We start from the raw sequence: 24,689 nt of genomic DNA on the forward strand, positions 1-24,689 counted from the left end.
GCCACCATGCAGCACTGGAAACGCACCACGGAAACCGCCAACCGCCTGTTCGAACAGGGCGAGCTGGTCGACGCCCGGGAACACTACCTGCAAGCCCTGGCGCTGGCACAGGTGCTGTTCGAGCGCTGGCATGACGTCGACGAAGCGGTGGCTGCATTCGTCATCGCCCACCACAACCTGGCCGACCTGCACCTTCGCCTGAACCAGCCGCAGGAAAGCGCGGATTACCTTTGCGCCGCGCATCAGCGGCTGCTACAGGCCAGCCAGGAGGCGCGCTTGCCGCAGGCGCTGCGTGACGCCTCCTTGCGCCACAGTGGGCGAACCTACACCGAACTGCTCAGTTTCATCGCCGAGTACGGCCAGTACCCGCGTACCGAACGCCTGCTCAACCGCCACAGTGCCGGGGCCAGCGAGCTCGCTGCCCAGCCGGACGTGGCACCTAGAACCCAAGCCTACGGAATTCACTGACATGCCCCATACCTTGCCTGCATTGCCTTACGCTTATGACGCGCTGGAGCCGCACATCGACGCCCAGACCATGGAAATTCACCACACCAAGCACCACCAGACCTACGTCAACGGCCTCAATGCTGCCGTCGAAGGCACCGAATGGGCCGAGTGGCCGGTGGAAAAACTGGTCGGCGCCGTCAAACAGCTGCCGGAAAACCTGCGTGGCGCAGTGACCAACCACGGCGGCGGGCACGCCAACCACAGCCTGTTCTGGACCGTGATGTCGCCGCAGGGTGGCGGTGAGCCTGTCGGCCAGCTGGCACAAGCTGTGACTGCGCAATTGGGCGGTTTCGAGGCGTTCAAGGACGCCTTCACCAAGGCTGCACTGACGCGTTTCGGCAGCGGTTGGGCCTGGCTCAGCGTGACCCCGCAGAAAACCCTGGTGGTGGAGAGCAGTGGCAACCAGGACAGCCCGCTGATGCATGGCAACACGCCGATCCTCGGCCTGGACGTGTGGGAGCATGCTTACTACCTGAAGTATCAGAACCGCCGTCCGGAATACATTGGTGCCTTCTACAACGTCATTGACTGGGCGGAAGTGGAACGCCGTTACCTCGAAGCCCTGAAGTGAGTCGGACCGGTATGCGCTCAGAGGTGATGTCTGTCAGCAGTGTGCGCCTGTTCCGTCTGGCGCTTGGGACTTTGCTGTTGCTGGCTGGCAGCGCGTTACTGGCGGCCCGTGGCCTCGCCTGGCTGGACCTGGAACCGCGCATGCTGCGCGCCCTGGAGGGCGGCGCGTTATGCGCACTGGGCACGGCGCTGGGCGCAGTACCGGTACTGGTGATTCGCAACATGCCGGTGGCGTTGGCTGATACCCTGCTGGGTTTCGGCGCCGGGGTGATGCTGGCGGCGACCGCATTTTCCCTGATCATCCCGGGGCTGGATGCAGCCCAGTCCATCGGCTTCAGCCCATGGGGCGCGGGTGGCCTGATCAGTTTCGGCCTGATGTTCGGTGCACTGTGCCTGTTCCTGGTCGACCTCAAGGTCTCCGGCGCCTCACCGGAAGCCCTGGTTGGCAGCGAGAACCAGCCGGTGATTGCCGCGCGCATCTGGCTGTTCGTCATTGCCATCATTGCCCACAACATCCCCGAAGGCATGGCCATCGGCGTGTCGGCCGGTGGTGGCATGGCCGACGCCGACAGCCTGGCCATGGGTATCGCCTTGCAGGATGTTCCCGAGGGGCTGGTGATTGCGCTGGTGCTGGCGGGGGCGGGCATGCCGCGCTTCAAGGCCTTCCTGATCGGCGCGGCTTCAGGCCTGGTCGAGCCGGTGGCTGCGGTCATTTGTGCCTGGCTGGTGAATGTTGCCGAGCTCTTGCTGCCGCTGGGCCTGGCCTGTGCGGCGGGGGCGATGCTGCTGGTGGTAACCCAGGAAATCATCCCCGAATCGCGCAGCAACGGCCATCACCGCCTGGCCAGCCTGGGGCTGTGTATCGGCTTTTGCCTGATGATGGTGATGGATACGGCGATGTCCTGATTTTTGTGCTGCTGTTCGCCGAGATATTTTTTGCGCCTGTGAGATCGAGCGCCGCCCGCGCGGCGCTTCGCGGCTAAAGCCGCTCCTACGTTTGTTTCGGGCCAGTTCATCCTGTGCCAGGCGCGCGCGACCGCCTTGTTTGTACGGCGCGATATCGAGCCATGCGCCAAGGCGTTCGCGCGCAAATCCCACAGGCATAATTGGCCCGAAACAAATGTAGGAGCGGCTTTAGCCGCGAAGCGCCGCGCGGGCGGCGCTCGATCTCACAGGCGCTGAAAAAGTCATGTCGGGCCCGGCAGCTTACTCGCCTTCGTCGAAGAAGTTGTTGATCAGCTCGACCAGCGCATCCATGGCATCGGTGTCCTGTTCACCTTCGGTATGCAGGTGCACCTGGGTGCCTTTGCCCGCTGCCAGCATCATCACCGCCATGATGCTCTTGCCATCCACCAATTTGTCCGGCGCGCGGCCAACCCGCACCTGGCAGGGGAAGCGGCCGGCTACGCCGACGAACTTGGCTGCCGCCCGGGCATGCAGGCCCAGCTTGTTGATGATGGTGATTTCGCGGGCGGGCATGGTGGGGCGGATCCTTGGGCTAGAGGTCGCGGTGGCGAACCTGGACGTTTTTCAGGGACTGTTGCAGCAACTGGCCGAGGCGTTCGGTGATGTACACCGAGCGGTGGTGGCCACCGGTGCAGCCAATGGCAATGGTGACGTAGGCGCGGTTGCTGGCGGCGAAGCGGGGTAGCCACTTGAGCAGGTAGCTGGAAATGTCGTTGAACATGTCTTCGACATCCGGCTGCGTGGCCAGGTAGTCGATCACCGGCTGTTCCAGGCCGGAGTGTTCACGCAGTTCGGGCTTCCAGTACGGGTTGGGCAGGCAGCGCACATCGAACACCAGGTCGGCATCGACCGGCATCCCGCGCTTGAAACCGAACGACTCGACCAGAAACGCCGTGCCAGGCTCGGGCTTGTTGAGCAGGCGCAACTTGATCGAATCACGCAGTTGGTAAAGGTTCAGGCTGGTGGTGTCGATTTTCAGGTCTGCCAGGTCGGCGATCGGCCCCAGCAGCTCGCTTTCCACACGAATGGCCTCTGCCAGCGAGCGGTCGGCATTGGTCAGGGGGTGGCGGCGGCGGGTTTCCGAAAAACGCTTGAGCAGGGTGTCTTCATCGGCATCCAGGTACAGCACGTCGCACTTGATGTGGCGGGCGCGGGCCTCCGAGAGCAGCTCGGGGAAGCGCGACAGGTGGCTGGGCAGGTTGCGTGCGTCGATCGACACGGCCACCTTGGGTTGCAGCAGCTCGGTGTTGATCAGTGCATTTTCCGCGAGCTGCGGCAGCAGCCCGGCGGGCAGGTTGTCGATGCAGTAGAAACCATTGTCTTCCAGGACATCGAGGGCGGTGCTCTTGCCGGAGCCGGACCGGCCGCTAACGATGATCAGGTGCATGTTCAGTGCTCGTTCTGTACGTCCAGGACTACCTGGAACAGGGCCTCGTTGCTAGTGGCCGCACGCAGGCGATCACGGACGTCCTTGCGATCGAGCATGCTGGCAATCTGGCGCAGCAGTTCCAGGTGGGCATCGGTGGCGGCTTCAGGTACCAGCAGGACGAACAACAGGTCCACCGGCGCGCCATCGATGGCATCGTAATCGATGGGGGCTTCCAGGTGCAGCAGGGCGCTGACTGGAGCGGAGCAGCCTTCAAGCCGGCAGTGCGGAATGGCGATTCCATTGCCAAAACCGGTCGACCCGAGTTTTTCCCGGGCGACCAGTTTTTCGAAGACGTCTTGCATCTCCAGTTCCGGCACTTGTTCGGCGATGACGGTGGCGACCTTTTCAAGGGCGCGCTTCTTGCTGCCGCCCGGCACGTTCACGAGGGAACGGCCGGGGGTCAGGATGGTTTCAAGTCGGATCATGGATGAGTGGGATCAGCGGGCAGCTGCACCTTGCAGCAGGCTTTGCTGTTTTTCCTTGTGTTTTTTCAGTTGGCGGTCGAGCTTGTCGGCCAAGGCGTCGATCGCTGCATACATGTCTTCGTGTTCGGCGTTGGCTACCACTTCGCCGCCGGGAATCTGCAGGGTCGCCTCGACCTTCTGTTGCAGCTTCTCGACCTTCATGATGACCTGCACGTTGGTGATCTTGTCGAAGTGACTCTCCACGCGGGCGAGCTTTTCAAGCACGTAATCGCGCAGTGGCTGGGTGACTTCTACATGCTGTCCACTGATATTGACTTGCATACAGCTTCTCCTTTGTTGCCCGTGCATAAAGAGGCAGGTCTTGCACCTGCCCCACAAACGCTGTGGCACATCTCAGGGGCTACATCAGTCGCTTGCGCTCGCTCGACGGTGCGATGCCGAGGGACTCGCGGTACTTGGCGACGGTGCGACGGGCTACCTGGATGCCTTGTGCCTCCAGTAAACCAGCGATCTTGCTGTCACTCAATGGCTTTTTCTGATTTTCCGCTGCAACCAGTTTCTTGATGATCGCGCGGATCGCCGTAGACGAGCATTCTCCGCCTTCGGAGGTGCTGACGTGGCTGGAGAAAAAGTATTTCAGTTCGTAGATGCCACGCGGCGTGTGCATGTATTTCTGCGTGGTTACCCGCGAAATGGTCGACTCGTGCATGCCTACCGCTTCGGCAATGTCATGCAGTACCAGCGGCTTCATCGCTTCGTCCCCGTGGTCGAGGAAACCGCGCTGGTGCTCGACGATCTGCGTAGCGACCTTCATCAGGGTTTCGTTACGGCTTTGCAGGCTCTTGATGAACCAGCGCGCTTCCTGCAGCTGGTTGCGCATGAAGGTGTTGTCGGCGCTGGTGTCGGCGCGACGCACGAAACCGGCGTACTGCGGGTTGACGCGCAGGCGCGGGATGGCTTCCTGGTTCAGCTCCACCAGCCAGCGCTCGCTGTCCTTGCGCACGATGACGTCAGGCACCACGTACTCGGGTTCGCTGGATTCGATCTGCGAGCCGGGCCGCGGGTTGAGGCTTTGCACCAGTTCGATGACCTGGCGCAGCTCGTCTTCCTTGATTTTCATGCGGCGCATCAGCTGGCTGTAGTCGCGGCTGCCGAGCAAATCGATGAAATCACTGACCAGGCGCTTGGCCTCGGCCATCCACGGGGTGCTGGCGGGCAGCTGGCGCAGTTGCAGCAGCAGGCATTCGCCGAGGGTGCGGGCACCGACACCGGCCGGTTCGAACTGCTGGATGCGGTGCAGCACCGCCTCGACCTCGTCCAGCTCGATATCCAGCTCCGGGTCGAAGCCGGCGCAGATCTCCTCAAGGGTGTCTTCGAGGTAGCCCTGGCCGTTGATGCTGTCGATCAGGGTGACGGCGATCAGGCGGTCGGTGTCGGACATCGGCGCCAGGTTCAGCTGCCACAGCAGATGGCTTTGCAGGCTTTCGCCGGCCGATGTGCGGGTGGTGAAATCCCACTCGTCGTCATCGTTGCTCGGCAGGCTGCTGGCGCTGGTCTGGTAGATGTCTTCCCAGGCGGTATCGACCGGAAGCTCGTTGGGGATGCGCTCGCTCCATTCACCGTCTTCCAGGTTGTCGGCACTGGCAGTGCTTTCCTGGAAGCTGTTGTCCTGGACTTCGGCGGCCGGCTTGTTCTCGGCGTTGTCCGCCATCGGGTCGCTGTTATCGAAGTCGTCGCCGTCTTCCTGACGTTCGAGCATCGGGTTCGACTCCAGCGCTTCCTGGATTTCCTGTTGGAGATCCAGGGTGGAAAGCTGGAGCAGGCGGATGGCCTGTTGCAACTGCGGTGTCATCGTCAGTTGCTGGCCCATTTTTAGGACGAGCGATGGTTTCATGGCTGGGGCTTAATACCTTGTTCGCCGGCGCGCATGCGCCATCCACTACACGAGGGCGCCGGGGCGCCAGATCAAGCAAGTTTTATGCCTTAAATTGTAGCGTTTGCCTAGAGTACGTAACAACTTTACCCCTGGTTTCAGGGCTTTTAGCCAGTGCTCCAGGCGCGTGCCGGGTCAGAGCCGGAACTCGTGACCCAGGTAAACCTCTTTGACCAGTTCGTTAGCCAGGATGGTTTCGGCGTCACCTTCGGCGATCAGCCGGCCATCGTTGACGATGTAAGCGGTTTCGCAGATGTCCAGGGTCTCTCGCACGTTGTGGTCGGTGATCAGTACGCCGATACCCTTGGCCTTGAGGTGGTGGATGATCTGCTTGATGTCACCGACCGAGATCGGGTCGACACCGGCGAACGGTTCGTCCAGCAGGATGAACTTGGGGGCGGTCGCCAGGGCGCGGGCAATCTCGACGCGGCGGCGTTCGCCACCGGACAGGCTCATGCCAAGGTTGTCGCGGATATGGCTGATGTGGAACTCCTGCAGCAGGCTTTCCAGTTCCTTGCGTCGGCCGTCGCGGTCGAGCTCCTTGCGGGTCTCGAGGATGGCCATGATGTTGTCGGCCACCGACAGCTTGCGAAAGATCGAGGCTTCCTGCGGCAGGTAGCCGATGCCAGCGCGGGCGCGGCCGTGCATGGGCTGGTGACTGACGTCGAGGTTGTCGATCAGTACGCGACCCTGCTCGGCCTGGACCAGGCCGACGATCATGTAGAAGCAGGTGGTCTTGCCGGCACCGTTGGGGCCAAGCAAACCGACGATCTGGCCACTGTCGATCGACAGGCTGACATCACGCACGACCTGGCGCCCCTTGTAGCTTTTGGCCAGGTGCTGGGCTTTGAGGGTTGCCATTTACTCGGCCTTCTTCTTGGGCTGGATCACCATGTCGATACGCTGACGTGGCTGGGTCACGTTGCCACCGCGGCCGGCGGTTGCCACCTGCGACTTGGTGTTGTAGACGATCTTCTCGCCTTCGGTGGTGTTGCCCTCGTTCTCGACCTTGGCGCGGTCGGTGAGGATCACGGTGTCTTTCTGCGCTTGGTACTGGATAGTCACGGCCCAGCCTTTCATCTTGTCGGGCTTGGCGGCGCTCTGCTGCTGCTCGAAGTAGGCCAGGTTACCAACCGAGGTGACCACGTCGATGTCGCCGTTGGCGGCGCGCGTCATGGTCACGGTGTTGCCTTTGATCATCATCGAGCCTTGGGTGATGATGACGTCACCGGTATAGGTCGCGACACCCTGCTTGTCGTCCAGATGCGCGTTGTCGGCCTGGATGCGGATCGGCTGGTCACGGTCATTCGGCAGGGCGAAGGCGCTCGCGCTTCCCAGTGCTGCGCTCAGGCTGAGCAAAAGGGGGAGGGTTTTAACGAGCCTCATACTGTCCTCTTACGTTAGAGAGCAAGTCCATCTTGCCTTCTTTCAAATACGCTTTCATGCCCTTGCCCGTGGTTGTGCCACCGGCGCCGTCGATTCTAACGGCTTGCTCGGTCTGCGCATATTGCTTCTGCGGGAATACGGTCATGCGTGAGCTGGTGATAATGGTATCGCGCTGCTTTTCGTCGGTGCGGGCAACGCGTACCTGGTTGATCAGTTCGACCTCGCTGCCGTCCGGGCTTACCTCGGCGCGCTCGCTCTGGACGTGCCAGGGGTACTCGGTGCCGCGGTACATGTGCAAGTTCGGCGTGGTGACCAGGGTTACTTCAGTGGCCTTCAGGTGCTCGACCTTGTCAGCGGTCATTTCGTACTGCAGCTTGCCGTCCGGCAAGAACTGCACGCTATGCGCGTTGATCGCATAGTAGTCGATTGCGCTCTCATCGACCTGCGCCACAGGCTGGTCGAGGAAGCTCTCCGGGCTGACATTCCAGTAGCCGATGGCTGCGAGCACGGCGGCGGTGACCGCCAGCAGCGCGATATTGCGGACTTTCTTGCTGAGCATGGGCAGCCTTACAGGTAGTTGGCGTTGGCAGAATCCAGGGTGCCCTGGGCCTGCATGATCAGTTCGCAGAATTCGCGGGCAGCACCTTCACCGCCCCGTGCCTGGGTCACGCCATGGGCGTGCTGGCGAACGAAGGGCGCGGCATTGGCCACTGCCATGCCCAGGCCGACCCGGCGAATCACCGGCAGGTCGGGCAGGTCGTCACCCAGGTAGGCGACCTGTTCATAGCTTAGGCCGAGTTCGGCGAGCAGGCCGTCAAGCACCACCAATTTGTCTTCGCGGCCCTGGTAAAGGTGCGGGATGCCGAGGTTTCTGGCCCGGCGTTCAACCACCGGGGTCTTGCGCCCACTGATGATCGCGGTGGTCACGCCCGATGCCATGAGCATCTTGATTCCCTGGCCATCGAGGGTGTTGAAGGTCTTGAACTCGCTGCCGTCTTCAAGGAAGTACAGGCGGCCATCAGTCAGGACACCGTCGACATCGAACACCGCCAGTTTGATGGCCTTGCCACGTTGCATGAGGTTCTGGCTCATCACATTACTCCGGCACGCAACAGGTCGTGCATGTTCAGGGCGCCGGTTGGCCGGTCTTCCTGGTCGACGACCACCAGTGCGTTGATCTTGTGGTCTTCCATGATTTTCAGTGCCTCGGCAGCGAGCATCTCGGCGCGGGCAGTCTTGCCGTGTACGGTCATCACCTGGTCGATCAGCGTGGTGTGCACGTCGATGTTGCGGTCCAGGCTGCGGCGCAGGTCGCCGTCGGTGAAAATTCCGGCCAGCTTGCCATTCGGTTCGAGGATGGCGGTCATGCCCAGGCCCTTGCGTGACATTTCCAGCAGTGCGTCCTTGAGCAGCGTGCCGCGCAATACCTTGGGCAGCTCGTCGCCGGCATGCATCACATGCTCGACCTTCAGCAGCAGGCGCCGCCCAAGTGCACCGCCCGGGTGCGAAAAGGCGAAGTCTTCGGCCGTGAAACCGCGGGCTTCGAGCAGGGCAATGGCCAGCGCGTCACCCAGCACCAGGGCAGCCGTGGTCGAGGAGGTGGGGGCAAGGTTCAGCGGGCAAGCCTCCTGTGCGACCCGGGCATCGAGGTTGACCTCTGCCGCCTGGGCCAGGGTGGAATCCGGGTTGCCGGTGAGGCTGATGAGCGTAATGCCCAGGCGCTTGATCAGCGGCAGCAACGTGACGATCTCGGCCGTACTGCCCGAGTTGGACAGCGCCAGGATGATATCGTTGCGGGTGATCATGCCCATGTCGCCATGGCTGGCTTCGGCCGGGTGCACGAAAAATGCCGGTGTGCCGGTGCTGGCCAGGGTGGCGGCGATCTTGTTGCCGATATGCCCGGACTTGCCCATGCCGAGCACGACCACCCGGCCCTGGCTGGCCAGGATCAGTTTGCAGGCTTTGACAAAATGCTTGTCGATGCGCGCCAGCAGGCCCTCGACGGCCTCGAGTTCCAGGCGCACGGTGCGCTGCGCGGATTGAATCAGCTCGCTGGATTGGCTCATGTCGATAAAGCAGTGCCTGATGAAAAGGCGGCGATTATAGCCGCAATGAAAGAAACCCTCACCATTTCCATTAGCCCCGCAATGCCCCACAGCCTGTCTCAGAGCTGAACGAAGCCTGCATGGCCTTGGGGCGGCGTGCTGAGCGGTGCTATAGTTCGCCGCTATTCGGCCTGCCTGGGGCGTGTGTGCCTTCCGGATGGAGGCCGGCGTCCATATGGACGAGGCTGCATTAGCAAGGAGTCTAGATGAGTGTGGATAGCGCCTACGCGGTCGAGTTGAAGGGGGTAACCTTCAAACGCGGTTCGCGCAGCATTTTCAGCAACGTCGACATTCGCATCCCGCGCGGCAAGGTCACCGGCATCATGGGGCCATCGGGTTGCGGCAAGACCACGTTGCTCCGCCTGATGGGTGCGCAGTTGCGCCCCGCCAGCGGTGAGGTATGGGTTGCCGGTCAGAACCTGCCGACGCTGTCGCGCAGTGACCTGTTCGATGCCCGCAAGCAGATGGGGGTGCTGTTCCAGAGCGGCGCGCTGTTCACCGACCTCGATGTGTTCGAGAACGTCGCGTTCCCGCTGCGCGTGCATACCCAGCTGTCGGACGAAATGATCCGTGACATCGTGTTGATGAAGCTGCAGGCCGTGGGCCTGCGCGGTGCCATCGACCTGATGCCCGACGAGCTGTCCGGTGGCATGAAGCGCCGCGTGGCGCTGGCCCGGGCAATTGCCCTGGACCCACAGATCCTCATGTACGACGAACCGTTCGTCGGCCAGGACCCGATCGCCATGGGGGTACTGGTGCGACTTATCCGTCTGCTCAACGATGCCCTGGGTATCACCAGTATCGTGGTTTCCCATGACCTGGCAGAAACCGCCAGCATCGCCGACTACATCTACGTGGTAGGTGACGGCCAGGTGCTGGGCCAGGGCACGCCCGATGAGCTGATGGGTTCGGACAACCCGCGGATTCGCCAGTTCATGAAGGGCGACCCGGATGGCCCGGTTCCCTTCCACTTTCCCGCGCCTGATTACCGCGCCGACCTGCTGGGGGCGCGTTGATGCGCAGAAAATCCTTACTCGAACGTGTCCGCCTGCTGGGCCGTTCGGCCATCGACGTGCTGGCGGTGCTGGGGCGTTCCTGCCTGTTTCTGTTCCATGCGCTGGTCGGTCGCGGTGGCATTGGCGGCGGCTTCCAGCTGCTGACCAAGCAGCTCTACTCGGTAGGTGTGCTGTCGCTGGCAATCGTTGTCGTGTCCGGGGTGTTTATCGGCATGGTGCTGGCGCTGCAGGGCTACAGCATCCTGACCAAGTACGGTTCCGAACAGGCGGTAGGGCAGATGGTTGCCCTGACCCTGCTGCGTGAGCTTGGCCCGGTGGTGACGGCGTTGCTGTTTGCCGGCCGTGCCGGTTCTGCGCTGACTGCCGAAATCGGCAACATGAAATCCACCGAGCAGCTGTCGAGCCTTGAAATGATCGGCGTCGACCCGCTCAAGTACATCGTTGCGCCACGCCTGTGGGCCGGTTTCATCTCGCTGCCGCTGCTGGCGCTGATCTTCAGCGTGGTCGGTATCTGGGGGGGCTCGTGGGTCGCAGTGGACTGGCTGGGCGTTTACGAAGGCTCGTTCTGGGCCAACATGCAGAACAGTGTTTCTTTCACTGACGACGTGCTCAATGGGCTGATCAAGAGCCTGGTGTTCGCTTTCGTCTCGACCTGGATCGCCGTATTCCAGGGGTACGACTGTGAGCCCACCTCAGAAGGGATCAGCCGTGCCACCACCAAGACCGTGGTCTATGCCTCGTTGGCAGTGCTGGGTCTGGACTTTATTCTGACCGCCTTGATGTTTGGAGATTTCTGATGCAAAACCGCACCCTGGAAATCGGTGTCGGCCTGTTCCTCCTGGCCGGGATCCTGGCGCTGCTGCTGCTGGCCCTGCGTGTCAGCGGGCTGTCGGCCAGCCCGAGCAGCGATACCTATAAAGTTTATGCCTACTTCGACAATATTGCCGGTTTGACGGTCAGAGCTAAAGTGACCATGGCCGGTGTAACCATCGGCAAGGTCACCGCCATCGATCTGGACCGTGATTCCTACACCGGTCGGGTGACGTTGCAGCTGGACAAGTCGGTGGACAACCTGCCGACCGATTCCACGGCCTCGATCCTGACCGCCGGTCTGCTTGGCGAGAAGTACATCGGCATCAGCGTGGGCGGTGAAGAAGAGGTGCTCAAGGAGGGTGCGACCATCCATGACACCCAGTCGGCACTGGTGCTGGAAGATCTGATTGGCAAGTTCCTGCTCAACTCCGTTGGCAAGGAACCGAAAGAAGCACAACCGGCTAATTAAGGAGTTTCCATGATTTCGATCCTGCGACGTGGCCTGCTGGTTCTGCTGGCGGCTTTCCCCCTGATGGCACTGGCGGCGCAGTCGCCGCACGACGTGGTGCAGAGCACCACCACCGAGCTGCTGGGTGAGCTCAAGGCGAACAAGGAGCAGTACAAAGCCAACCCGCAAGCGTTCTACGATACCCTTGACCGGATTCTCGCGCCGGTGGTCGATGCCGACGGTATTTCCAGAAGCATCATGACCGTCAAGTACTCGCGCAAGGCCACGCCCGAGCAGATGCAGCGCTTCCAGGAAAACTTCAAGCGCAGCCTGTTCCAGTTCTACGGTAACGCGCTGCTGGAGTACAACAACCAGGGTATCGTTGTAGACCCGGCCAAGGCCGATGACGGCAAGCGGGCCTCCGTAGGCATGAAGGTCACCGGCAATAATGGCGCCGTGTATCCGGTGCAGTACACCCTTGAAAACCTGGGTGGCGAATGGAAAGTGCGTAACGTGATCGTCAACGGCATCAACATCGGCAAGCTGTTCCGCGACCAGTTCGCTGATGCCATGCAGCGCAACGGCAACGACCTGGACAAGACCATCGACGGCTGGGCCGGCGAAGTGGCCAAGGCCAAGCAGGCTGCCGACAGCTCGCCAGAGAAGACCGTCAAATGAGTGAGGCCGCCGTGAGCATGGCCGAGCCGGGCGTACTGCGCCTGGCTGGCGTGCTGGACTACCGCAGCGGCCCGGCCCTGCGCAAACAGGGCAAGGCGCTGATCGACAGTTCGCGTGAGCCGCGCCTGGTGCTTGATTGCTCGGCGGTTGAGAAGTCGTCGAGTGTCGGCCTGTCGCTATTGCTTGCGTACATTCGTGATGGTCAAGCCACCGGCAAGGCATGCGAAGTACGCGGGATGCCCGACGACATGCGGGAAATTGCCGAGGTCTACGACCTCGATGAAGTGCTGGCAACCTGATGGCCCGGCACGGATGATGGCCCCTCGGTCAGCGAAGCCCTCGTTGGGCTTCGCAGGCGAGGGGCTTTTTTGTATGATGGCCGACCCGTGCGCATCGGGCGCCGATTGAGGTTGAGCATGCAGGCCGTAGAAGTTAAAAGCTTCCTTGAAGAGAAATTGCCGGGTTCCCGGGTCGAAGTTGAAGGCGAAGGCTGCAACTTCCAGTTGAACGTGATCAGCGATGAGTTGGCTGGCCTGAGCCCGGTCAAACGTCAGCAGGCAATCTATGCTCACCTGAATCCGTGGATCGCCAATGGCAGCATCCATGCGGTAACCATGAAATTTTTCAGCAGCGCAGCCTGGGCTGAGCGCACCTGAGCCAACGTGGCGGCGAGACTCCAATGGACAAACTGATTATTACTGGCGGCCCTCGTCTTGATGGCGAGATCCGCATTTCGGGCGCGAAAAACGCAGCCCTGCCGATTCTGGCGGCGACCCTGCTGGCCGATGGCCCGGTCACCGTGGGCAACCTGCCGCACCTGCACGACATCACCACCATGATCGAGCTGTTCGGGCGCATGGGCATCGAGCCTGTGATCGATGAAAAGCTGGCGGTGGAAATCGACCCTCGCACCATCAAGACCCTGGTCGCGCCTTACGAGCTGGTCAAGACCATGCGCGCCTCGATCCTGGTGCTGGGCCCGATGGTTGCCCGTTTCGGCGAGGCCGAAGTGGCCCTGCCTGGCGGTTGCGCCATTGGTTCGCGCCCGGTCGACCTGCACATCCGTGGCCTCGAAGCCATGGGCGCGAAGATCGAAGTCGAAGGCGGTTACATCAAGGCCAAGGCGCCTGAAGGTGGCCTGCGCGGTGCGCACTTCTTCTTCGATACCGTCAGCGTGACCGGTACCGAGAACATCATGATGGCCGCTGCCCTGGCCAAAGGCCGCAGCGTGCTGCAGAACGCTGCGCGTGAGCCGGAAGTGGTCGACCTGGCCAACTTCATCAACGCCATGGGCGGTAAGGTTCAGGGTGCTGGCACCGACACCATTACCATCGACGGCGTCGAGCGCCTGGCTTCGGCCACCTACCGCGTGATGCCGGACCGTATCGAAACCGGTACCTACCTGGTTGCTGCTGCCGTGACCGGTGGCCGCGTCAAGGTCAAGGACACCGACCCGACCATCCTTGAAGCCGTACTGGAAAAACTCAAGGAAGCCGGTGCCGACATCACCACCGGTGAAGACTGGATCGAACTGGACATGCACGGCAAGCGGCCAAAAGCCGTCAACCTGCGTACCGCGCCGTACCCGGCATTCCCGACCGACATGCAGGCGCAGTTCATCTCGCTGAACGCCATTGCCGAAGGCACGGGCGCAGTCATCGAGACCATCTTCGAAAACCGCTTCATGCACGTTTACGAAATGCACCGCATGGGCGCGCAGATTCAGGTCGAAGGCAATACCGCCATCGTCACCGGCGTCCCGGCGCTCAAAGGTGCTCCGGTCATGGCCACCGACCTGCGCGCTTCTGCCAGCCTGGTGCTGTCGGCACTGGTTGCCGAAGGCGATACCCTGATCGATCGCATTTACCACATCGACCGTGGCTACGAGTGCATCGAAGAGAAACTGCAGATGCTCGGCGCGAAAATCCGCCGCGTACCGGGCTAATGGCCCACGGGTGCATGGATGGACCCTTCGAATTGAATGCGGCCAGGTCGATGACCTGGCCGGCAGTAGCCGCTTAAGGACCGACGTTCCAATGTTGACCATCGCGCTTTCCAAAGGCCGTATTCTCGACGATACCTTGCCGTTGCTGGCCGAGGCCGGCATCGTGCCGACCGAGAACCCGGACAAGAGCCGCAAACTGATCATCCCTACCACGCAGGAAGACGTGCGCCTGCTGATCGTGCGTGCCACCGACGTGCCGACCTATGTCGAGCATGGTGCCGCCGACCTGGGTGTGGCCGGCAAGGACGTGCTGATGGAGTACGGCGGCCAAGGCCTGTACGAGCCGCTGGACCTGCAGATTGCCCAGTGCAAGCTGATGACCGCGGGTGCGGTCGGTGCAGCCGAACCCAAGGGCCGCCTGCGCGTGGCTACCAAGTTCGTCAACGTAGCCAAACGCTATTACGCTGAACAAGGCCGCCAGGTCGACATCATCAAGCTGTACGGCTCGATGGAGCTGGCACCGCTGATCAACCTCGCCGACAAGATCATCGACGTGGTCGACACCGGCAATACCCTGCGTGCCAACGGCCTGGAACCCCAGGAACTGATCGCCACGATCAGCTCGCGCCTGGTGGTCAACAAGGCCTCCATGAAAATGCAGCACGCCCGCATCCAGAGCCTGATCGACACGCTGCGCCAAGCGGTCGAATCGCGACACCGCGGCTGACTCTCTACCGACTGCGCGCGGCCTTCGCTGTCGCGCCCGTCTATCCGCGTCATAGCCACTTTTCTCGGGTGCCCGCGCGGATGGACTGGTAGCCTTGGGCGCCTGAGCATTCGCTAATAATCGAGGCCCTCGCCATGACCGTGTCCACTGCAATTGCCCGTCTCAACGCTGCTGATCCGGATTTCGCCCGACATCTGGACCATCTGCTGAGCTGGGAAAGTGTGTCCGATGACGCGGTCAACCAGCGCGTGCTCGACATCATCAAGGCCGTGCGCGAGCGTGGCGATGCAGCACTGGTAGAATTCACCCAGCGTTTCGACGGTGTCGATGCCAAGTCGATTGACGACCTGATCCTCAACCGCGAGCGCCTGGAGCTGGCGCTGACCCGCATTACCCCGGTCCAGCGTGAAGCCCTGGAAAAGGCCGCCAACCGTGTGCGCATCTACCACGAGCGGCAGAAGCAGGATTCCTGGCAGTACACCGAGGCCGATGGCACGGTATTGGGCCAGAAAGTCACTCCGCTGGACCGTGCCGGCCTGTATGTACCCGGCGGCAAGGCATCGTACCCGTCCTCGGTCCTGATGAACGCCATCCCGGCCAAGGTTGCCGGCGTGACTGAAGTGGTGATGGTGGTGCCGACCCCGCGTGGCGAGGTCAACGAGCTGGTGCTGGCGGCTGCCTGCATCGCCGGTGTCGACCGTGTATTCACCGTCGGCGGTGCCCAGGCCGTGGCGGCACTGGCTTATGGCACTGAAAGCGTGCCACAGGTGGACAAGATCGTCGGTCCCGGCAACATCTATGTGGCCACCGCCAAACGCCATGTATTCGGCCAGGTCGGCATCGACATGATCGCCGGCCCGTCGGAAATCCTCGTGGTGTGCGACGGCCAGACCGACCCGGACTGGATCGCCATGGACCTGTTCTCCCAGGCCGAGCACGACGAAGACGCCCAGGCGATCCTGGTCAGCCCGGATGCCGCCTTCCTCGACCGCGTTGCCGCCAGCATTAACAAGCTGCTGCCGACCATGGAGCGTGCCGAGATCATCGAGAAGTCGATCAACGGCCGTGGCGCACTGATTCAGGTGCGCGACATGCAGCAGGCCATCGAAGTGGCCAACCGCATCGCCCCGGAGCACCTGGAGCTGTCGGTGGCCGACCCGCAGGCCTGGTTGCCGCAGATTCGCCACGCCGGCGCGATCTTCATGGGGCGCCACACCAGCGAAGCGCTGGGTGACTACTGCGCTGGCCCTAACCACGTGCTGCCGACCTCCGGCACCGCGCGTTTCTCGTCGCCGCTGGGGGTGTATGACTTCCAGAAGCGTTCGTCGATCATTTTCTGCTCCGAACTGGGCGCGTCCGAACTGGGCCACACGGCTTCGGTCCTGGCCCGTGGCGAGTCGCTGACTGCCCACGCCCGTAGCGCTGAATACCGTATCCTGACCCAAGAGAAGGGGAACTGAGCATGAGTCGTTTCTGGAGCCCCTTCGTCAAGGACCTGGTGCCTTACGTGCCGGGCGAGCAGCCGAAACTGGCCCGCCTGGTCAAGCTGAACACCAACGAAAACCCTTATGGCCCATCGCCCAAGGCGCTGGAAGCCATGCGCGCCGAGCTCAACGACAACCTGCGCCTTTACCCGGACCCGAACGGTGACCGGTTAAAGCAGGCCGTTGCCGAGTACTACGGCGTAACCCCAGCGCAAGTGTTTGTCGGCAACGGTTCGGACGAGGTGCTGGCGCACATCTTCCACGGCCTGTTCCAGCACGATGCCCCGCTGTTGTTCCCGGATATCAGCTACAGCTTCTATCCGGTCTATTGCGGGCTGTACGGCATTGCCTTCGAGCAGGTGGCGCTGGACGAGCAGTTCCAGATTCGCATTGAGGATTACAGCAAGCCCAACGCCGGCATCATCTTCCCCAACCCCAACGCGCCGACGGGCTGCCTGATGCCGTTGCAGGCGGTGGAGCAGTTGCTGCAGGCCAACCGTGATTCGGTGGTGGTGGTGGATGAAGCCTACATTGATTTCGGTGGCGAAACGGCCATCAGCCTGGTGGACCGCTACGACAACCTGCTGGTTACCCAGACCTTGTCGAAGTCGCGCTCGCTGGCAGGCCTGCGCGTTGGCCTGGCAGTCGGCCACCCCGACCTGATCGAGGCGCTGGAGCGGATCAAGAACAGCTTCAACTCCTACCCGCTGGACCGCGCAGCGATTGTCGGTGCAGCAGTTGCGTTCGAAGACCGTGCGTACTTCGAGGACACTTGCCGCAAGGTGATCGACAGCCGCGAGGCGTTGGTTGGCCAGTTGCAGGCCAAGGGCTTTGAAGTGTTGCCATCGGCAGCCAACTTCATCTTCGCCCGCCACCCGCAACAGGACGCCGCCGAACTGGCAGCGCGCCTGCGCGAGCAGGGCGTGATCGTGCGCCACTTCAAGCAGGCACGCATTGCCCAGTTCCTGCGCATCACCATCGGCACGCCGGAGATGAACCAGGCGCTGCTGGATGCGCTGAACTGACCCACAACGCTATTTGCTGTTACGCGGTCCTTGTAGGAGCGGCCTTGTGTCGCGAGCGGGCCGCGCAGCGGCCCCAGTATTTCAGCGTTAAGGCAAAAATGGCTGGGGCCGCTTTGCGGCCCGATCCGACCGGTCCGGCGCCCCGGCAAGGCCGCTCCTACAAAAAGCGCATTCCGCTTAGTAACTGCTTTCCTCTATGACAAACGCCTTGGCCGCCGGCCTGTTGCGCACCGCTGTCGGCGTACCCTCAAGCATCAGCACATAATCATTCTGCTGCGCCATCCCGTCCGGATCTGTCCATTGCCCGTCCCTGGCGGCAACCTGGGCAACCACATGCCCGTTTTTCAGTATCGTCAGGTAACCCTTGGCCTCGCTGTTCCAGCGCAGCCGCCCTTTGCTTTCATCGACCCGCGCCTTGCGCACGCCGGTATCACCTAGCAAGGGTGTACCATCCAGCAGCCAGTCCGGCTGCAGCTTGAGGCCCATGTGGCGCAGGATGGTGGGGGCCACCGAGGTCTGTGCGGGGAGCCCGTACAGGTTGTCCGGCCCCGGCATTTCCGCCGGAATGCTCGGCTTGGTCAGCTCCTCATTCATTGGCTTGTTGCTGGCAATGAAAATGGTTTTTTCCTGCTCCGAAGCACTGCCATGGCCCTTGCCCCAATAGTCGCGGCCATGATCGGTGCTGACGATCACCAGCCAGTCCTCCAGCGGAAACATACGGCCTCTTTGCTCCACTTTGTCCAGCAGCCGACCGATCTCGCTGTCGGCCTTGCGCAAGGCCTGCTGATAGCGATTGTTGCCGCCCTCGCCATAACCCTGCTGGTGGCCGACCTGATCAGGTTCGTCGAGTTGAATGAAGGTGAAGTCAGCGGGCGTGTTGCCAAGGATCTGCAATGTGCGCTCAACCACCTGATCATCGGACAAGCCACTCTCGCGTACGTCGGCACCATGGGCGTCCTCCAGCAGATAGGCCGTGTTGATGGGGGGCCAGTTGACGATGCTGGAGAGGTAGGCATTGGGCAGGGCCAGGCGCAGGCGTTTGAACAGGCTGGGAAACGTCGGGTTGGCACGCAGCGACTCGGCGTCGGAAACAACGCCATGTTTGTCGCTCCATACACCTGTCAGCAAGGTGACCCAGCCGGGGGCGCTTAATGTGGCTTGCTCACTGGCTTTACCGTTGATACCGCCCGCGTAGGCTTTGCCATAGTACAGCCGCTGTTTCAGGTGGGTGGCGTCGCCCAGTGTCAGGTATTGCTCCAACTGCACCCCGTCCAGGCCAATGAACAAGGCCTTGGGCCGGCTTGGTGGTTGAGCGGGATCACACCCCGGCAGCAGGGCCAGGAACAGCAGTAACAACAGGCTCACTAGTCGCATGTAGAGGCATCCTTGAAGTACGCCACGAGGGTTGCAACAAAGCGAGTTGCCAACAACTGGCAGAAATGACAGGTGGTTTACGGCGCCGCTTACCATCCGGTAAGCTGCATTAATTCATCGGATGATTGGTTGAGTCGAATGAGTACAGAGCTGACCAGGCGTTCCTTGGTCGAATTGGCGGTTGAGCGCATGCGCGAGCGTATCGTGCTGGGCGATTGGCAGGTCGGCCAGCGCCTGCCCACCGAACCGGAACTGGCCCTGCAGCTGGGCATTAGCCGCAACACCGTGCGCGAGGCCATGCGTGTACTGGCTTTCAGCGGCCTGGTAGAGATACGCCAAGGTGATGGCAGCTACCTGCGTACCGCCCAGGACCCGCTGCAAGCGGTGCAGGCAATGTCCCGCTGTACCGCCGAGCAGGCCCGTGAAACCCGCCACATTCTTGAGACCGAGGCCATTGGCCTGGCCGCGCTGCGGCGTACCGAAATTGACCTGCAAGGGCTGCGAGATGCCCTGGCCGGCAGTGCCGGGCATTTTCATGGGGATGTCGACACCTATGTAACGTGCGACCTGGTGTTTCACCAGCGGCTGGTCGATGCCGCGCACAACCCTGCGCTCAGCGAGCTGTACCGTTATTTCTCTGGCGTGGTGGCGGCGGCGCTGCAGCACAACATGGCGACGGTGCCACGCTGTCAGGCTACGTTCGATCTGCACGGGCAGATCCTCGACGCCATCGAGCAACGTGACGCGGAGCGGGCCAAACGCCTGAGCCGTACCCTCATCGAATCCTGAACCCGAGAAGGCCATGGCTGAATCCATCACCCGTAATACCCCGTCGCACCAGCGGGACCTCGATGAGTTGCTGATCGACGCCGAAGCTGACGACGAGCAAGTGCAGCAACAGCCCGTGCAACTGCGCCGGCCCTGGTTGCTGTTGCTCGGCCTGGTACTGGTGGCACTGAACCTGCGCCCGGCGCTGTCGAGCATGGCGCCGGTGCTGGGCCAGGTATCCGATGGCCTGGGGCTCAATGCCTCGCAGGCCGGCTTGCTGACCACCTTGCCGGTGTTGTGCCTGGGGCTGTTTGCGCCACTGGCGCCGCTGCTGGCACGGCGTTTTGGCAGCGAACGGGTGATCGTCGGCATCCTCGTCACGCTGGCACTGGGCATTGTGGTGCGCAGCAGCTTTGGCGTTGCCGGGGTGTTCCTTGGCAGCCTGATGGCGGGGGCCAGTATCGGCATTATCGGTGTGTTGTTGCCGGGTATCGTCAAGCGCGACTTCCCCCAGCACGCTGGCACGCTGACCGGCGTGTACACCATGGCCCTGTGCCTGGGCGCAGCGATGGCGGCGGGTGCCACCGTACCGTTGGCCAGGTATTTCGATGAAAGCTGGGCACTGGGCCTGGGTTTCTGGGTGCTACCGGCCGTGCTGGCCATGCTGGTGTGGCTGCCGCAAGCCCGACAAGGGCATGGCCTGCACAAGGTGGCTTACCGCGTGCGCGGCTTGTGGCGTGACCCGCTGGCCTGGCAGGTGACGCTGTACATGGGGCTGCAGTCGTCACTGGCCTACATTGTATTTGGCTGGTTGCCTTCGATCCTGATCGGGCGTGGCCTGAGCCCGACCGAGGCGGGTCTGGTGCTGTCGGGATCGGTGATCGTGCAATTGGTCAGCTCGCTCAGCGCGCCGTGGCTGGCCACCCGCGGCAAGGACCAACGCCTGGCGATCGTGGTGGTCATGCTGATCACCCTGGCAGGGCTGTTTGGCTGCCTGTATGCACCGCTTTCCGGGCTGTGGGGCTGGGCGGTGGTGCTGGGCTTGGGGCAGGGCGGCACCTTTGCCCTGGCGCTGACCTTGATAGTGCTGCGCTCGAAGGACGCGCATGTGGCAGCGAACCTGTCGAGCATGGCCCAAGGGGTGGGTTATACCCTGGCGTCGATGGGGCCGTTTGCGGTGGGCCTTGTGCATGACCTGACCGGGGGCTGGGCGGCGGTGGGCTGGATTTTTGCCGTGCTGGGGATTGGCGCCATCGTGTTCGGGCTGGGTGCCGGGCGGGCATTGCATGTTCAGGTGAGCAGCGAAAAAGTCTGAGGGTGTTTCTTCGCAGTGCCGGCCTCTTCGCGGGCACGCCCGCTCCCACAGGAAAACCACAGGTCCGAAGCTTGTATAAATCCTGTGGGAGCGGGTTCACCCGCGAAGAGGCCGGTACTGGCATATGCACCCAGGGCAGATTATCGTGCTGCTTTCGACCCCAGGACGGACCAGCCCCCATGAGCGACTGCAACCGCGACTTGATCACACGCTTCTATCAGGCCTTCCAGCGCCTGGACGCCGAGGCGATGATCGCCTGCTACAGCGACGATATCGTTTTCAGTGACCCGGTGTTCGGCATCCTGCGCGGCCGGGACGCGGGCGACATGTGGCGGATGCTCACTACCCGTGCCAAGGATTTCACCCTGTCGTTCGACAATGTCCGCGCCGATGAGCGCGGTGGCGCTGCGCACTGGGTGGCGACCTACCTGTTCAGCCAGACCGGCCGGGTGGTGGTCAACGACATCCAGGCGCGCTTCGTCATTCGTGATGGGCTGATCTGCCAGCACGACGACACCTTCGACCTGTGGCGCTGGTCGCGACAGGCGTTGGGCGTGCCTGGTGTATTGCTGGGCTGGTCGCCGCTGGTGCAGAACAAGGTGCGCTCGCAGGCATTCAAGGGACTACGTGCGTTTCAGCAGGCCCGAGGTGAGTGAAATCGTCGAAGTGGTTGTCGGCAAGCCTTGGTACGTCTATCTGGTAAGGGCGGCCAATGGTTCGTTGTATTGCGGCATCAGCGATGACCCGCAGCGGCGTTTTGTGGCGCATCAGAAAGGGCAGGGCGCGCGTTACTTCAAGACCAGCCCGGCGCAGGCGCTGGTGTATGTGGAGCAGTGGCCGGACAAGGGCGAGGCTTTGCGCCAGGAGCGGTTGGTAAAACGGCTGCGCAAGTCGGCGAAGGAGGCGCTGGTGGCGTCTTACCTGGTCGGCTCGGCTTGAGGTTGCCGGGGCCGCTTTGCGGCCCTTTCGCGACACAAGGCCGCTCCTACAGGGAATCGCGATGCCTGTAGGAGCGGCCTTGCCGGGGCGCCGGACCGGTCGGATGGGCTGCAAAGCAGCCCCCAGGGCCATTAGTCCTTGCGCCGCTTCAACTGGTCCACCAAGGTGGTCGGCAGCCCTTTGATGATCAAGGTCCCGGCTTCCTCGTCATATTCCACCTTGTCCCCCAGCAGGTGCGCCTCGAAGCTGATCGACAGCCCCTCGGCACGCCCGGTGAAGCGGCGGAACTGGTTCAGGGTGCGTTTGTCCGCCGGGATTTCCGGCGACAGGCCGTAGTCCTTGTTGCGGATGTGGTCGTAGAACGCCTTGGGCCGGTCCTCGTCGATCAAGCTGGACAATTCTTCCAGCGTCACCGGTTCGCCCAGCTTGGTCTGGGTGGTGGCGTATTCGACCAGGGTCTGGGTCTTTTCGCGGGCCGACTCTTCCGGCAAGTCCTCGCTCTCTACGAAGTCGCTGAAGGCTTTGAGCAGGGTGCGGGTTTCACCCGGGCCATCAACGCCTTCCTGGCAGCCGATGAAGTCGCGGAAATAATCCGAAACCTTCTTGCCGTTCTTGCCCTTGATGAACGAAATGTACTGCTTGGAGTTCTGGTTGTTCTTCCACTCCGACAGGTTGATGCGCGCCGCCAGGTGCAACTGGCCAAGGTCGAGGTGGCGGGAAGGGGTGACGTCGAGTTCGGCATTCACTGCCACGCCTTCGCTGTGGTGCAGCAGGGCGATCGCCAGGTACTCCGTCATGCCTTGCTGGTAGTGGGCAAACAGGATGTGGCCGCCGGTGGACAGGTTGGACTCTTCCATCAGCTTCTGCAGGTGCTCGACGGCAATGCGGCTGAAGGCAGTGAAGTCCTTCTCGGCATCCAGGTACTGCTTCAGCCAGCCGCTCAGCGGGTAGGCACCCGACTCGCCGTGGAAAAAGCCCCAGGCCTTGCCTTGCTTGGCGTTATAGCTGTCGTTGAGGTCGGCCAGCAGGTTTTCGATGGCGTCGGAAGCGGCCAGTTCGCAGTCACGGGCATGCAGTACGGCGGGGCTGCCATCGGGCTTTTTGTCGATCAGGTGAACGATGCAATGTCGGATTGGCATGGAATTCTCGGCGAGCTGCAAAAGTCGTCCAGTTTAACCCAGACACCAGGTGATGCAGTGGCCGTATGTTGGCAGAAATGCCGGTTGTTTGTTTTTTGTTCAGTTTTGTGCGTTTTAAGCTAAAACCCCCGAAAAACCTGCATTAAATCGAAGTGCGCAGCGGATATTTATCCATTCCTGTGGTAGCTTTGCGCGGTCTTGTGCCCCTCGTGTGGCGCATTGCTGGCAGCTTGCTGTCGTCGTGTCGAACCAAACGCCGATTTACGTATCTACATACGCGATTGGCGCGGCCCTCCACTTCAAGGGGCTGGCCCGATAACGTCGTAGTTCGCTGCATAACCATCGAATTTGATAGGGAAGGAACACCACCATGGCATTGACCAAAGACCAACTGATTGCCGACATCGCCGAATCGATCGCCGCGCCAAAAGCCACCGCCAAGAACGCTCTGGAGCAACTGGGCCAGATCGTTGCCGACCAACTGGAAAACGGCGCTGAAATCACCCTGCCAGGCATCGGCAAGCTGAAAGTCTCCGAGCGTCCTGCCCGTACCGGCCGCAACCCTTCGACTGGCGCTGCCATCGAAATCGCTGCCAAGAAAGTCGTCAAGTTCGTTCCAGCCAAAGTGCTGACCGACGCCATCAACAAGTAATTGTTGAAGCTTTGACGAAACCGCGCCCGGCTTGCCCGGGCGCGGTTTTTTCATGCCTGTGATTTACGCTGGGCGTGCCAGGCCTGGCGCGCTGCATCGTCGTGGAAGCTCCAGGCGACCATGCGGCTCTGCTTCTGCCCCTGGCCCATTTCGATGATGCGCACGGCCTTGGCGCCGGCCTTGTTCAGCGCGGCTTCAATCCCCGGCAGGTTGCTGGCCTTGGACACCAGGCTGGTAAACCACAGTACTTGCTCGGCGTAGTGCACGCTTTCGCCGACCAGTTGAGTGACAAAGCGGATTTCGCCGCCCTCGCACCACAGTTCGTTGTTCTGGCCACCAAAATTCAGCACCGGCAGCTTGCGCTTGGGGTCCTGCTTGCCAAGGTTCTTCCATTTGCGCTGGCTGCCGCGTGTGGCTTCGTCGCGTGAGGCATGGAAGGGCGGGTTGCACAGGGTCAGGTCGAAGCGTTCGCCCTCCTGCAGCAGCCCACTGAGGATGTGTGCCCGGTTGGCCTGCTGGCGCAGGGTGATGGCCTTGCCCAGGCCGTTGGCCTGGACGATCGCCTTGGCCGAGGCCAGGGCTACCGGGTCGATGTCCGAGCCAAGGAAGCGCCAGCGGTAGTCGCTGTGGCCCAACAGCGGATAGATGCAGTTGGCGCCCACGCCGATGTCCAGCGCACGCACCTGGGCGCCCTTGGGAACTTCGCCGGCATTGTCTGTTGCCAGCAGGTCGGCGGCTACGTGGATGTAGTCGGCGCGGCCGGGAATGGGCGGGCACAGGTAGTCGGCGGGAATGTCCCAGTGCTGGATGCCGTATTGGGCCTTGAGCAGGGCACGGTTGAACACCCGCACGGCTTCGGGGTTGGCGAAGTCGATGCTGGGTTTGCCGTGGGGGTTGGTGATAGTGAAGCGCGCCAGGTCAGGGTGGGCCTTGATCAGGCTGGGGAAGTCGTAGCGGCCCTGGTGGCGGTTGCGCGGGTGCAGGGTGGGTTTGTCGGTCATGGTCGAATCCGGTGTTGCAGGCCTTGGGGCTGCTTTGCAGC

At 62.1% G+C, this 24,689-nt stretch carries 31 protein-coding genes; 18 read left to right on the forward strand and 13 right to left on the reverse strand.

Annotation, left to right across the window (positions count from 1 at the left end; genetic code table 11):
* Positions 1–6: 6 nt before the first annotated feature.
* From ACIP02_RS08970 to ACIP02_RS08980, 3 genes are read left to right on the forward strand one after another with little or no spacing between them, the layout of a single operon-like run.
* Positions 7–468, forward strand: coding sequence for a hypothetical protein (locus tag ACIP02_RS08970; RefSeq protein ID WP_400615359.1), 462 nt, complete (start codon positions 7–9; stop codon positions 466–468).
* Position 469: 1 nt separating this feature from the next.
* The gene (locus tag ACIP02_RS08975; protein ID WP_400615362.1) at positions 470–1,081 is read left to right on the forward strand and encodes a superoxide dismutase; all 612 of its coding nucleotides are present in this window, start codon (positions 470–472) and stop codon (positions 1,079–1,081) included.
* 11 nt (positions 1,082–1,092) lie between these two features.
* Positions 1,093–1,986, forward strand: coding sequence for a ZIP family metal transporter (locus ACIP02_RS08980; protein ID WP_400615738.1), 894 nt, complete (start codon positions 1,093–1,095; stop codon positions 1,984–1,986).
* 300 nt (positions 1,987–2,286) lie between these two features.
* Here the strand turns inward: ACIP02_RS08980 and ACIP02_RS08985 are convergent, their stop codons facing one another.
* From ACIP02_RS08985 to ACIP02_RS09030, 10 genes are all read right to left on the reverse strand, one after another.
* Positions 2,287–2,559 carry an HPr family phosphocarrier protein gene (locus ACIP02_RS08985; RefSeq protein WP_056795941.1) on the reverse strand — a complete coding sequence of 91 codons (273 nt, stop codon included), beginning with the start codon at positions 2,557–2,559 and terminating at the stop codon, positions 2,287–2,289.
* A 19-nt stretch (positions 2,560–2,578) separates the two neighbouring features.
* On the reverse strand, positions 2,579–3,433 hold the full coding sequence (gene rapZ, locus ACIP02_RS08990; protein WP_201198743.1) for an RNase adapter RapZ: 855 nt from the start codon (positions 3,431–3,433) through the stop codon (positions 2,579–2,581).
* A 2-nt stretch (positions 3,434–3,435) separates the two neighbouring features.
* Positions 3,436–3,900 carry a PTS IIA-like nitrogen regulatory protein PtsN gene (gene ptsN, locus ACIP02_RS08995; RefSeq protein ID WP_201198746.1) on the reverse strand — a complete coding sequence of 155 codons (465 nt, stop codon included), beginning with the start codon at positions 3,898–3,900 and terminating at the stop codon, positions 3,436–3,438.
* A gap of 12 nt (positions 3,901–3,912) precedes the next feature.
* On the reverse strand, positions 3,913–4,221 hold the full coding sequence (gene hpf, locus ACIP02_RS09000; RefSeq protein ID WP_003255135.1) for a ribosome hibernation-promoting factor, HPF/YfiA family: 309 nt from the start codon (positions 4,219–4,221) through the stop codon (positions 3,913–3,915).
* A gap of 79 nt (positions 4,222–4,300) precedes the next feature.
* Entirely contained in the window at positions 4,301–5,794 is a 1,494-nt protein-coding gene (locus ACIP02_RS09005; RefSeq protein WP_201198748.1) for an RNA polymerase factor sigma-54, read from the reverse strand.
* A gap of 174 nt (positions 5,795–5,968) precedes the next feature.
* The gene (gene lptB / locus ACIP02_RS09010; protein ID WP_027595607.1) at positions 5,969–6,694 is read right to left on the reverse strand and encodes an LPS export ABC transporter ATP-binding protein; all 726 of its coding nucleotides are present in this window, start codon (positions 6,692–6,694) and stop codon (positions 5,969–5,971) included.
* Complete coding sequence (gene lptA / locus ACIP02_RS09015) at positions 6,695–7,219, reverse strand: lipopolysaccharide transport periplasmic protein LptA (protein ID WP_029887549.1); 525 nt, start codon at positions 7,217–7,219, stop codon at positions 6,695–6,697.
* Positions 7,206–7,778, reverse strand: coding sequence for an LPS export ABC transporter periplasmic protein LptC (gene lptC, locus ACIP02_RS09020; RefSeq protein ID WP_400615367.1), 573 nt, complete (start codon positions 7,776–7,778; stop codon positions 7,206–7,208). Before lptC ends, lptA begins: the two co-directional genes overlap by 14 nt.
* Before the next feature lie 8 nt (positions 7,779–7,786).
* Positions 7,787–8,311, reverse strand: a complete 525-nt coding sequence (locus ACIP02_RS09025; RefSeq protein WP_201198754.1) for an HAD family hydrolase — start codon at positions 8,309–8,311, stop codon at positions 7,787–7,789.
* Positions 8,311–9,285, reverse strand: a complete 975-nt coding sequence (locus ACIP02_RS09030) for a KpsF/GutQ family sugar-phosphate isomerase (RefSeq protein WP_400615369.1) — start codon at positions 9,283–9,285, stop codon at positions 8,311–8,313. Before ACIP02_RS09030 ends, ACIP02_RS09025 begins: the two co-directional genes overlap by 1 nt.
* 245 nt (positions 9,286–9,530) lie before the next feature.
* On the opposite strand from ACIP02_RS09030, the gene ACIP02_RS09035 reads away from it, so the two are divergent.
* The 10 genes from ACIP02_RS09035 (at position 9,531) to hisC (ending at position 17,460) form a co-directional block, all read left to right on the forward strand.
* Positions 9,531–10,340, forward strand: a complete 810-nt coding sequence (locus ACIP02_RS09035) for an ATP-binding cassette domain-containing protein (protein ID WP_085623991.1) — start codon at positions 9,531–9,533, stop codon at positions 10,338–10,340.
* Positions 10,340–11,137: a lipid asymmetry maintenance ABC transporter permease subunit MlaE gene (mlaE, locus tag ACIP02_RS09040; protein WP_201198760.1), complete on the forward strand. Its 798-nt coding sequence runs from the start codon at positions 10,340–10,342 to the stop codon at positions 11,135–11,137. The genes ACIP02_RS09035 and mlaE overlap by 1 nt, the downstream gene beginning before the upstream one ends.
* A complete protein-coding gene (gene mlaD, locus ACIP02_RS09045; protein WP_201198762.1) occupies positions 11,137–11,622 on the forward strand; it encodes an outer membrane lipid asymmetry maintenance protein MlaD in 486 nt (161 codons plus the stop codon). The genes mlaE and mlaD overlap by 1 nt, the downstream gene beginning before the upstream one ends.
* A gap of 9 nt (positions 11,623–11,631) precedes the next feature.
* Positions 11,632–12,279 carry a phospholipid-binding protein MlaC gene (locus tag ACIP02_RS09050; RefSeq protein ID WP_400615374.1) on the forward strand — a complete coding sequence of 216 codons (648 nt, stop codon included), beginning with the start codon at positions 11,632–11,634 and terminating at the stop codon, positions 12,277–12,279.
* A complete protein-coding gene (locus ACIP02_RS09055) occupies positions 12,276–12,578 on the forward strand; it encodes a lipid asymmetry maintenance protein MlaB (RefSeq protein ID WP_400615376.1) in 303 nt (100 codons plus the stop codon). Before ACIP02_RS09050 ends, ACIP02_RS09055 begins: the two co-directional genes overlap by 4 nt.
* 117 nt (positions 12,579–12,695) lie before the next feature.
* Positions 12,696–12,935, forward strand: a complete 240-nt coding sequence (locus tag ACIP02_RS09060; protein WP_003255121.1) for a BolA family protein — start codon at positions 12,696–12,698, stop codon at positions 12,933–12,935.
* 23 nt (positions 12,936–12,958) lie between these two features.
* The gene (murA, locus tag ACIP02_RS09065; RefSeq protein ID WP_400615380.1) at positions 12,959–14,224 is read left to right on the forward strand and encodes a UDP-N-acetylglucosamine 1-carboxyvinyltransferase; all 1,266 of its coding nucleotides are present in this window, start codon (positions 12,959–12,961) and stop codon (positions 14,222–14,224) included.
* Between the two features lie 91 nt (positions 14,225–14,315).
* Positions 14,316–14,951, forward strand: coding sequence for an ATP phosphoribosyltransferase (hisG, locus tag ACIP02_RS09070; protein WP_346644887.1), 636 nt, complete (start codon positions 14,316–14,318; stop codon positions 14,949–14,951).
* Between the two features lie 134 nt (positions 14,952–15,085).
* Positions 15,086–16,411, forward strand: coding sequence for a histidinol dehydrogenase (gene hisD / locus ACIP02_RS09075; protein WP_400615383.1), 1,326 nt, complete (start codon positions 15,086–15,088; stop codon positions 16,409–16,411).
* A gap of 2 nt (positions 16,412–16,413) precedes the next feature.
* On the forward strand, positions 16,414–17,460 hold the full coding sequence (gene hisC, locus ACIP02_RS09080) for a histidinol-phosphate transaminase (RefSeq protein ID WP_400615386.1): 1,047 nt from the start codon (positions 16,414–16,416) through the stop codon (positions 17,458–17,460).
* A gap of 177 nt (positions 17,461–17,637) precedes the next feature.
* Here hisC and ACIP02_RS09085 read toward each other — a convergent pair whose 3' ends face one another.
* Positions 17,638–18,834 (reverse strand): alkaline phosphatase family protein, encoded by a 1,197-nt coding sequence (locus tag ACIP02_RS09085; protein ID WP_400615388.1) that lies wholly within the window; start codon positions 18,832–18,834, stop codon positions 17,638–17,640.
* Between the two features lie 138 nt (positions 18,835–18,972).
* On the opposite strand from ACIP02_RS09085, the gene ACIP02_RS09090 reads away from it, so the two are divergent.
* The 4 genes from ACIP02_RS09090 to ACIP02_RS09105 all read left to right on the forward strand — a co-directional run bounded on the left by ACIP02_RS09090 (position 18,973) and on the right by ACIP02_RS09105 (position 21,856).
* Positions 18,973–19,623, forward strand: a complete 651-nt coding sequence (locus ACIP02_RS09090; RefSeq protein WP_400615390.1) for a FadR/GntR family transcriptional regulator — start codon at positions 18,973–18,975, stop codon at positions 19,621–19,623.
* A 13-nt stretch (positions 19,624–19,636) separates the two neighbouring features.
* Complete coding sequence (locus ACIP02_RS09095; RefSeq protein WP_400615392.1) at positions 19,637–20,917, forward strand: CynX/NimT family MFS transporter; 1,281 nt, start codon at positions 19,637–19,639, stop codon at positions 20,915–20,917.
* 179 nt (positions 20,918–21,096) lie between these two features.
* On the forward strand, positions 21,097–21,573 hold the full coding sequence (locus ACIP02_RS09100) for a nuclear transport factor 2 family protein (RefSeq protein ID WP_400615395.1): 477 nt from the start codon (positions 21,097–21,099) through the stop codon (positions 21,571–21,573).
* Positions 21,566–21,856 (forward strand): GIY-YIG nuclease family protein, encoded by a 291-nt coding sequence (locus ACIP02_RS09105; protein WP_400615398.1) that lies wholly within the window; start codon positions 21,566–21,568, stop codon positions 21,854–21,856. The genes ACIP02_RS09100 and ACIP02_RS09105 overlap by 8 nt, the downstream gene beginning before the upstream one ends.
* Positions 21,857–21,987: 131 nt before the next feature.
* On the opposite strand, the gene yejK is transcribed toward ACIP02_RS09105, so the two are convergent.
* Positions 21,988–22,995: a nucleoid-associated protein YejK gene (gene yejK, locus ACIP02_RS09110; protein WP_400615400.1), complete on the reverse strand. Its 1,008-nt coding sequence runs from the start codon at positions 22,993–22,995 to the stop codon at positions 21,988–21,990.
* 370 nt (positions 22,996–23,365) lie between these two features.
* On the opposite strand from yejK, the gene ACIP02_RS09115 reads away from it, so the two are divergent.
* Positions 23,366–23,647: an HU family DNA-binding protein gene (locus ACIP02_RS09115; RefSeq protein ID WP_003255106.1), complete on the forward strand. Its 282-nt coding sequence runs from the start codon at positions 23,366–23,368 to the stop codon at positions 23,645–23,647.
* 50 nt (positions 23,648–23,697) lie between these two features.
* Here ACIP02_RS09115 and rlmF read toward each other — a convergent pair whose 3' ends face one another.
* Positions 23,698–24,648 (reverse strand): 23S rRNA (adenine(1618)-N(6))-methyltransferase RlmF, encoded by a 951-nt coding sequence (gene rlmF / locus ACIP02_RS09120; RefSeq protein ID WP_400615403.1) that lies wholly within the window; start codon positions 24,646–24,648, stop codon positions 23,698–23,700.
* Positions 24,649–24,689: the final 41 nt, after the last annotated feature.

The sequence above is a fragment of the Pseudomonas sp. NPDC089408 genome (assembly GCF_044749445.1).
Taxonomy (GTDB): domain Bacteria; phylum Pseudomonadota; class Gammaproteobacteria; order Pseudomonadales; family Pseudomonadaceae; genus Aquipseudomonas.

What these genes read in the sequence shown, in the direction of transcription:
- hpf (WP_003255135.1), bottom strand. Translation starts at nt 4,221, where the DNA reads ATGCAAGTCAATATCAGTGGACAGCATGTAGAAGTCACCCAGCCACTG.
- ptsN (WP_201198746.1), bottom strand. Translation starts at nt 3,900, where the DNA reads ATGATCCGACTTGAAACCATCCTGACCCCCGGCCGTTCCCTCGTGAAC.
- ACIP02_RS08980 (WP_400615738.1), top strand. Translation starts at nt 1,093, where the DNA reads ATGCGCTCAGAGGTGATGTCTGTCAGCAGTGTGCGCCTGTTCCGTCTG.
- ACIP02_RS09100 (WP_400615395.1), top strand. Translation starts at nt 21,097, where the DNA reads ATGAGCGACTGCAACCGCGACTTGATCACACGCTTCTATCAGGCCTTC.
- ACIP02_RS09035 (WP_085623991.1), top strand. Translation starts at nt 9,531, where the DNA reads ATGAGTGTGGATAGCGCCTACGCGGTCGAGTTGAAGGGGGTAACCTTC.
- mlaD (WP_201198762.1), top strand. Translation starts at nt 11,137, where the DNA reads ATGCAAAACCGCACCCTGGAAATCGGTGTCGGCCTGTTCCTCCTGGCC.
- ACIP02_RS09095 (WP_400615392.1), top strand. Translation starts at nt 19,637, where the DNA reads ATGGCTGAATCCATCACCCGTAATACCCCGTCGCACCAGCGGGACCTC.
- rapZ (WP_201198743.1), bottom strand. Translation starts at nt 3,433, where the DNA reads ATGCACCTGATCATCGTTAGCGGCCGGTCCGGCTCCGGCAAGAGCACC.
- lptB (WP_027595607.1), bottom strand. Translation starts at nt 6,694, where the DNA reads ATGGCAACCCTCAAAGCCCAGCACCTGGCCAAAAGCTACAAGGGGCGC.
- ACIP02_RS08970 (WP_400615359.1), top strand. Translation starts at nt 7, where the DNA reads ATGCAGCACTGGAAACGCACCACGGAAACCGCCAACCGCCTGTTCGAA.
- ACIP02_RS08985 (WP_056795941.1), bottom strand. Translation starts at nt 2,559, where the DNA reads ATGCCCGCCCGCGAAATCACCATCATCAACAAGCTGGGCCTGCATGCC.
- yejK (WP_400615400.1), bottom strand. Translation starts at nt 22,995, where the DNA reads ATGCCAATCCGACATTGCATCGTTCACCTGATCGACAAAAAGCCCGAT.
- ACIP02_RS09005 (WP_201198748.1), bottom strand. Translation starts at nt 5,794, where the DNA reads ATGAAACCATCGCTCGTCCTAAAAATGGGCCAGCAACTGACGATGACA.
- hisC (WP_400615386.1), top strand. Translation starts at nt 16,414, where the DNA reads ATGAGTCGTTTCTGGAGCCCCTTCGTCAAGGACCTGGTGCCTTACGTG.
- mlaE (WP_201198760.1), top strand. Translation starts at nt 10,340, where the DNA reads ATGCGCAGAAAATCCTTACTCGAACGTGTCCGCCTGCTGGGCCGTTCG.
- hisD (WP_400615383.1), top strand. Translation starts at nt 15,086, where the DNA reads ATGACCGTGTCCACTGCAATTGCCCGTCTCAACGCTGCTGATCCGGAT.
- rlmF (WP_400615403.1), bottom strand. Translation starts at nt 24,648, where the DNA reads ATGACCGACAAACCCACCCTGCACCCGCGCAACCGCCACCAGGGCCGC.
- hisG (WP_346644887.1), top strand. Translation starts at nt 14,316, where the DNA reads ATGTTGACCATCGCGCTTTCCAAAGGCCGTATTCTCGACGATACCTTG.
- ACIP02_RS09030 (WP_400615369.1), bottom strand. Translation starts at nt 9,285, where the DNA reads ATGAGCCAATCCAGCGAGCTGATTCAATCCGCGCAGCGCACCGTGCGC.
- ACIP02_RS09090 (WP_400615390.1), top strand. Translation starts at nt 18,973, where the DNA reads ATGAGTACAGAGCTGACCAGGCGTTCCTTGGTCGAATTGGCGGTTGAG.
- murA (WP_400615380.1), top strand. Translation starts at nt 12,959, where the DNA reads ATGGACAAACTGATTATTACTGGCGGCCCTCGTCTTGATGGCGAGATC.
- ACIP02_RS08975 (WP_400615362.1), top strand. Translation starts at nt 470, where the DNA reads ATGCCCCATACCTTGCCTGCATTGCCTTACGCTTATGACGCGCTGGAG.
- ACIP02_RS09060 (WP_003255121.1), top strand. Translation starts at nt 12,696, where the DNA reads ATGCAGGCCGTAGAAGTTAAAAGCTTCCTTGAAGAGAAATTGCCGGGT.
- ACIP02_RS09085 (WP_400615388.1), bottom strand. Translation starts at nt 18,834, where the DNA reads ATGCGACTAGTGAGCCTGTTGTTACTGCTGTTCCTGGCCCTGCTGCCG.
- lptA (WP_029887549.1), bottom strand. Translation starts at nt 7,219, where the DNA reads ATGAGGCTCGTTAAAACCCTCCCCCTTTTGCTCAGCCTGAGCGCAGCA.
- ACIP02_RS09115 (WP_003255106.1), top strand. Translation starts at nt 23,366, where the DNA reads ATGGCATTGACCAAAGACCAACTGATTGCCGACATCGCCGAATCGATC.
- ACIP02_RS09050 (WP_400615374.1), top strand. Translation starts at nt 11,632, where the DNA reads ATGATTTCGATCCTGCGACGTGGCCTGCTGGTTCTGCTGGCGGCTTTC.
- ACIP02_RS09055 (WP_400615376.1), top strand. Translation starts at nt 12,276, where the DNA reads ATGAGTGAGGCCGCCGTGAGCATGGCCGAGCCGGGCGTACTGCGCCTG.
- lptC (WP_400615367.1), bottom strand. Translation starts at nt 7,778, where the DNA reads ATGCTCAGCAAGAAAGTCCGCAATATCGCGCTGCTGGCGGTCACCGCC.
- ACIP02_RS09025 (WP_201198754.1), bottom strand. Translation starts at nt 8,311, where the DNA reads ATGAGCCAGAACCTCATGCAACGTGGCAAGGCCATCAAACTGGCGGTG.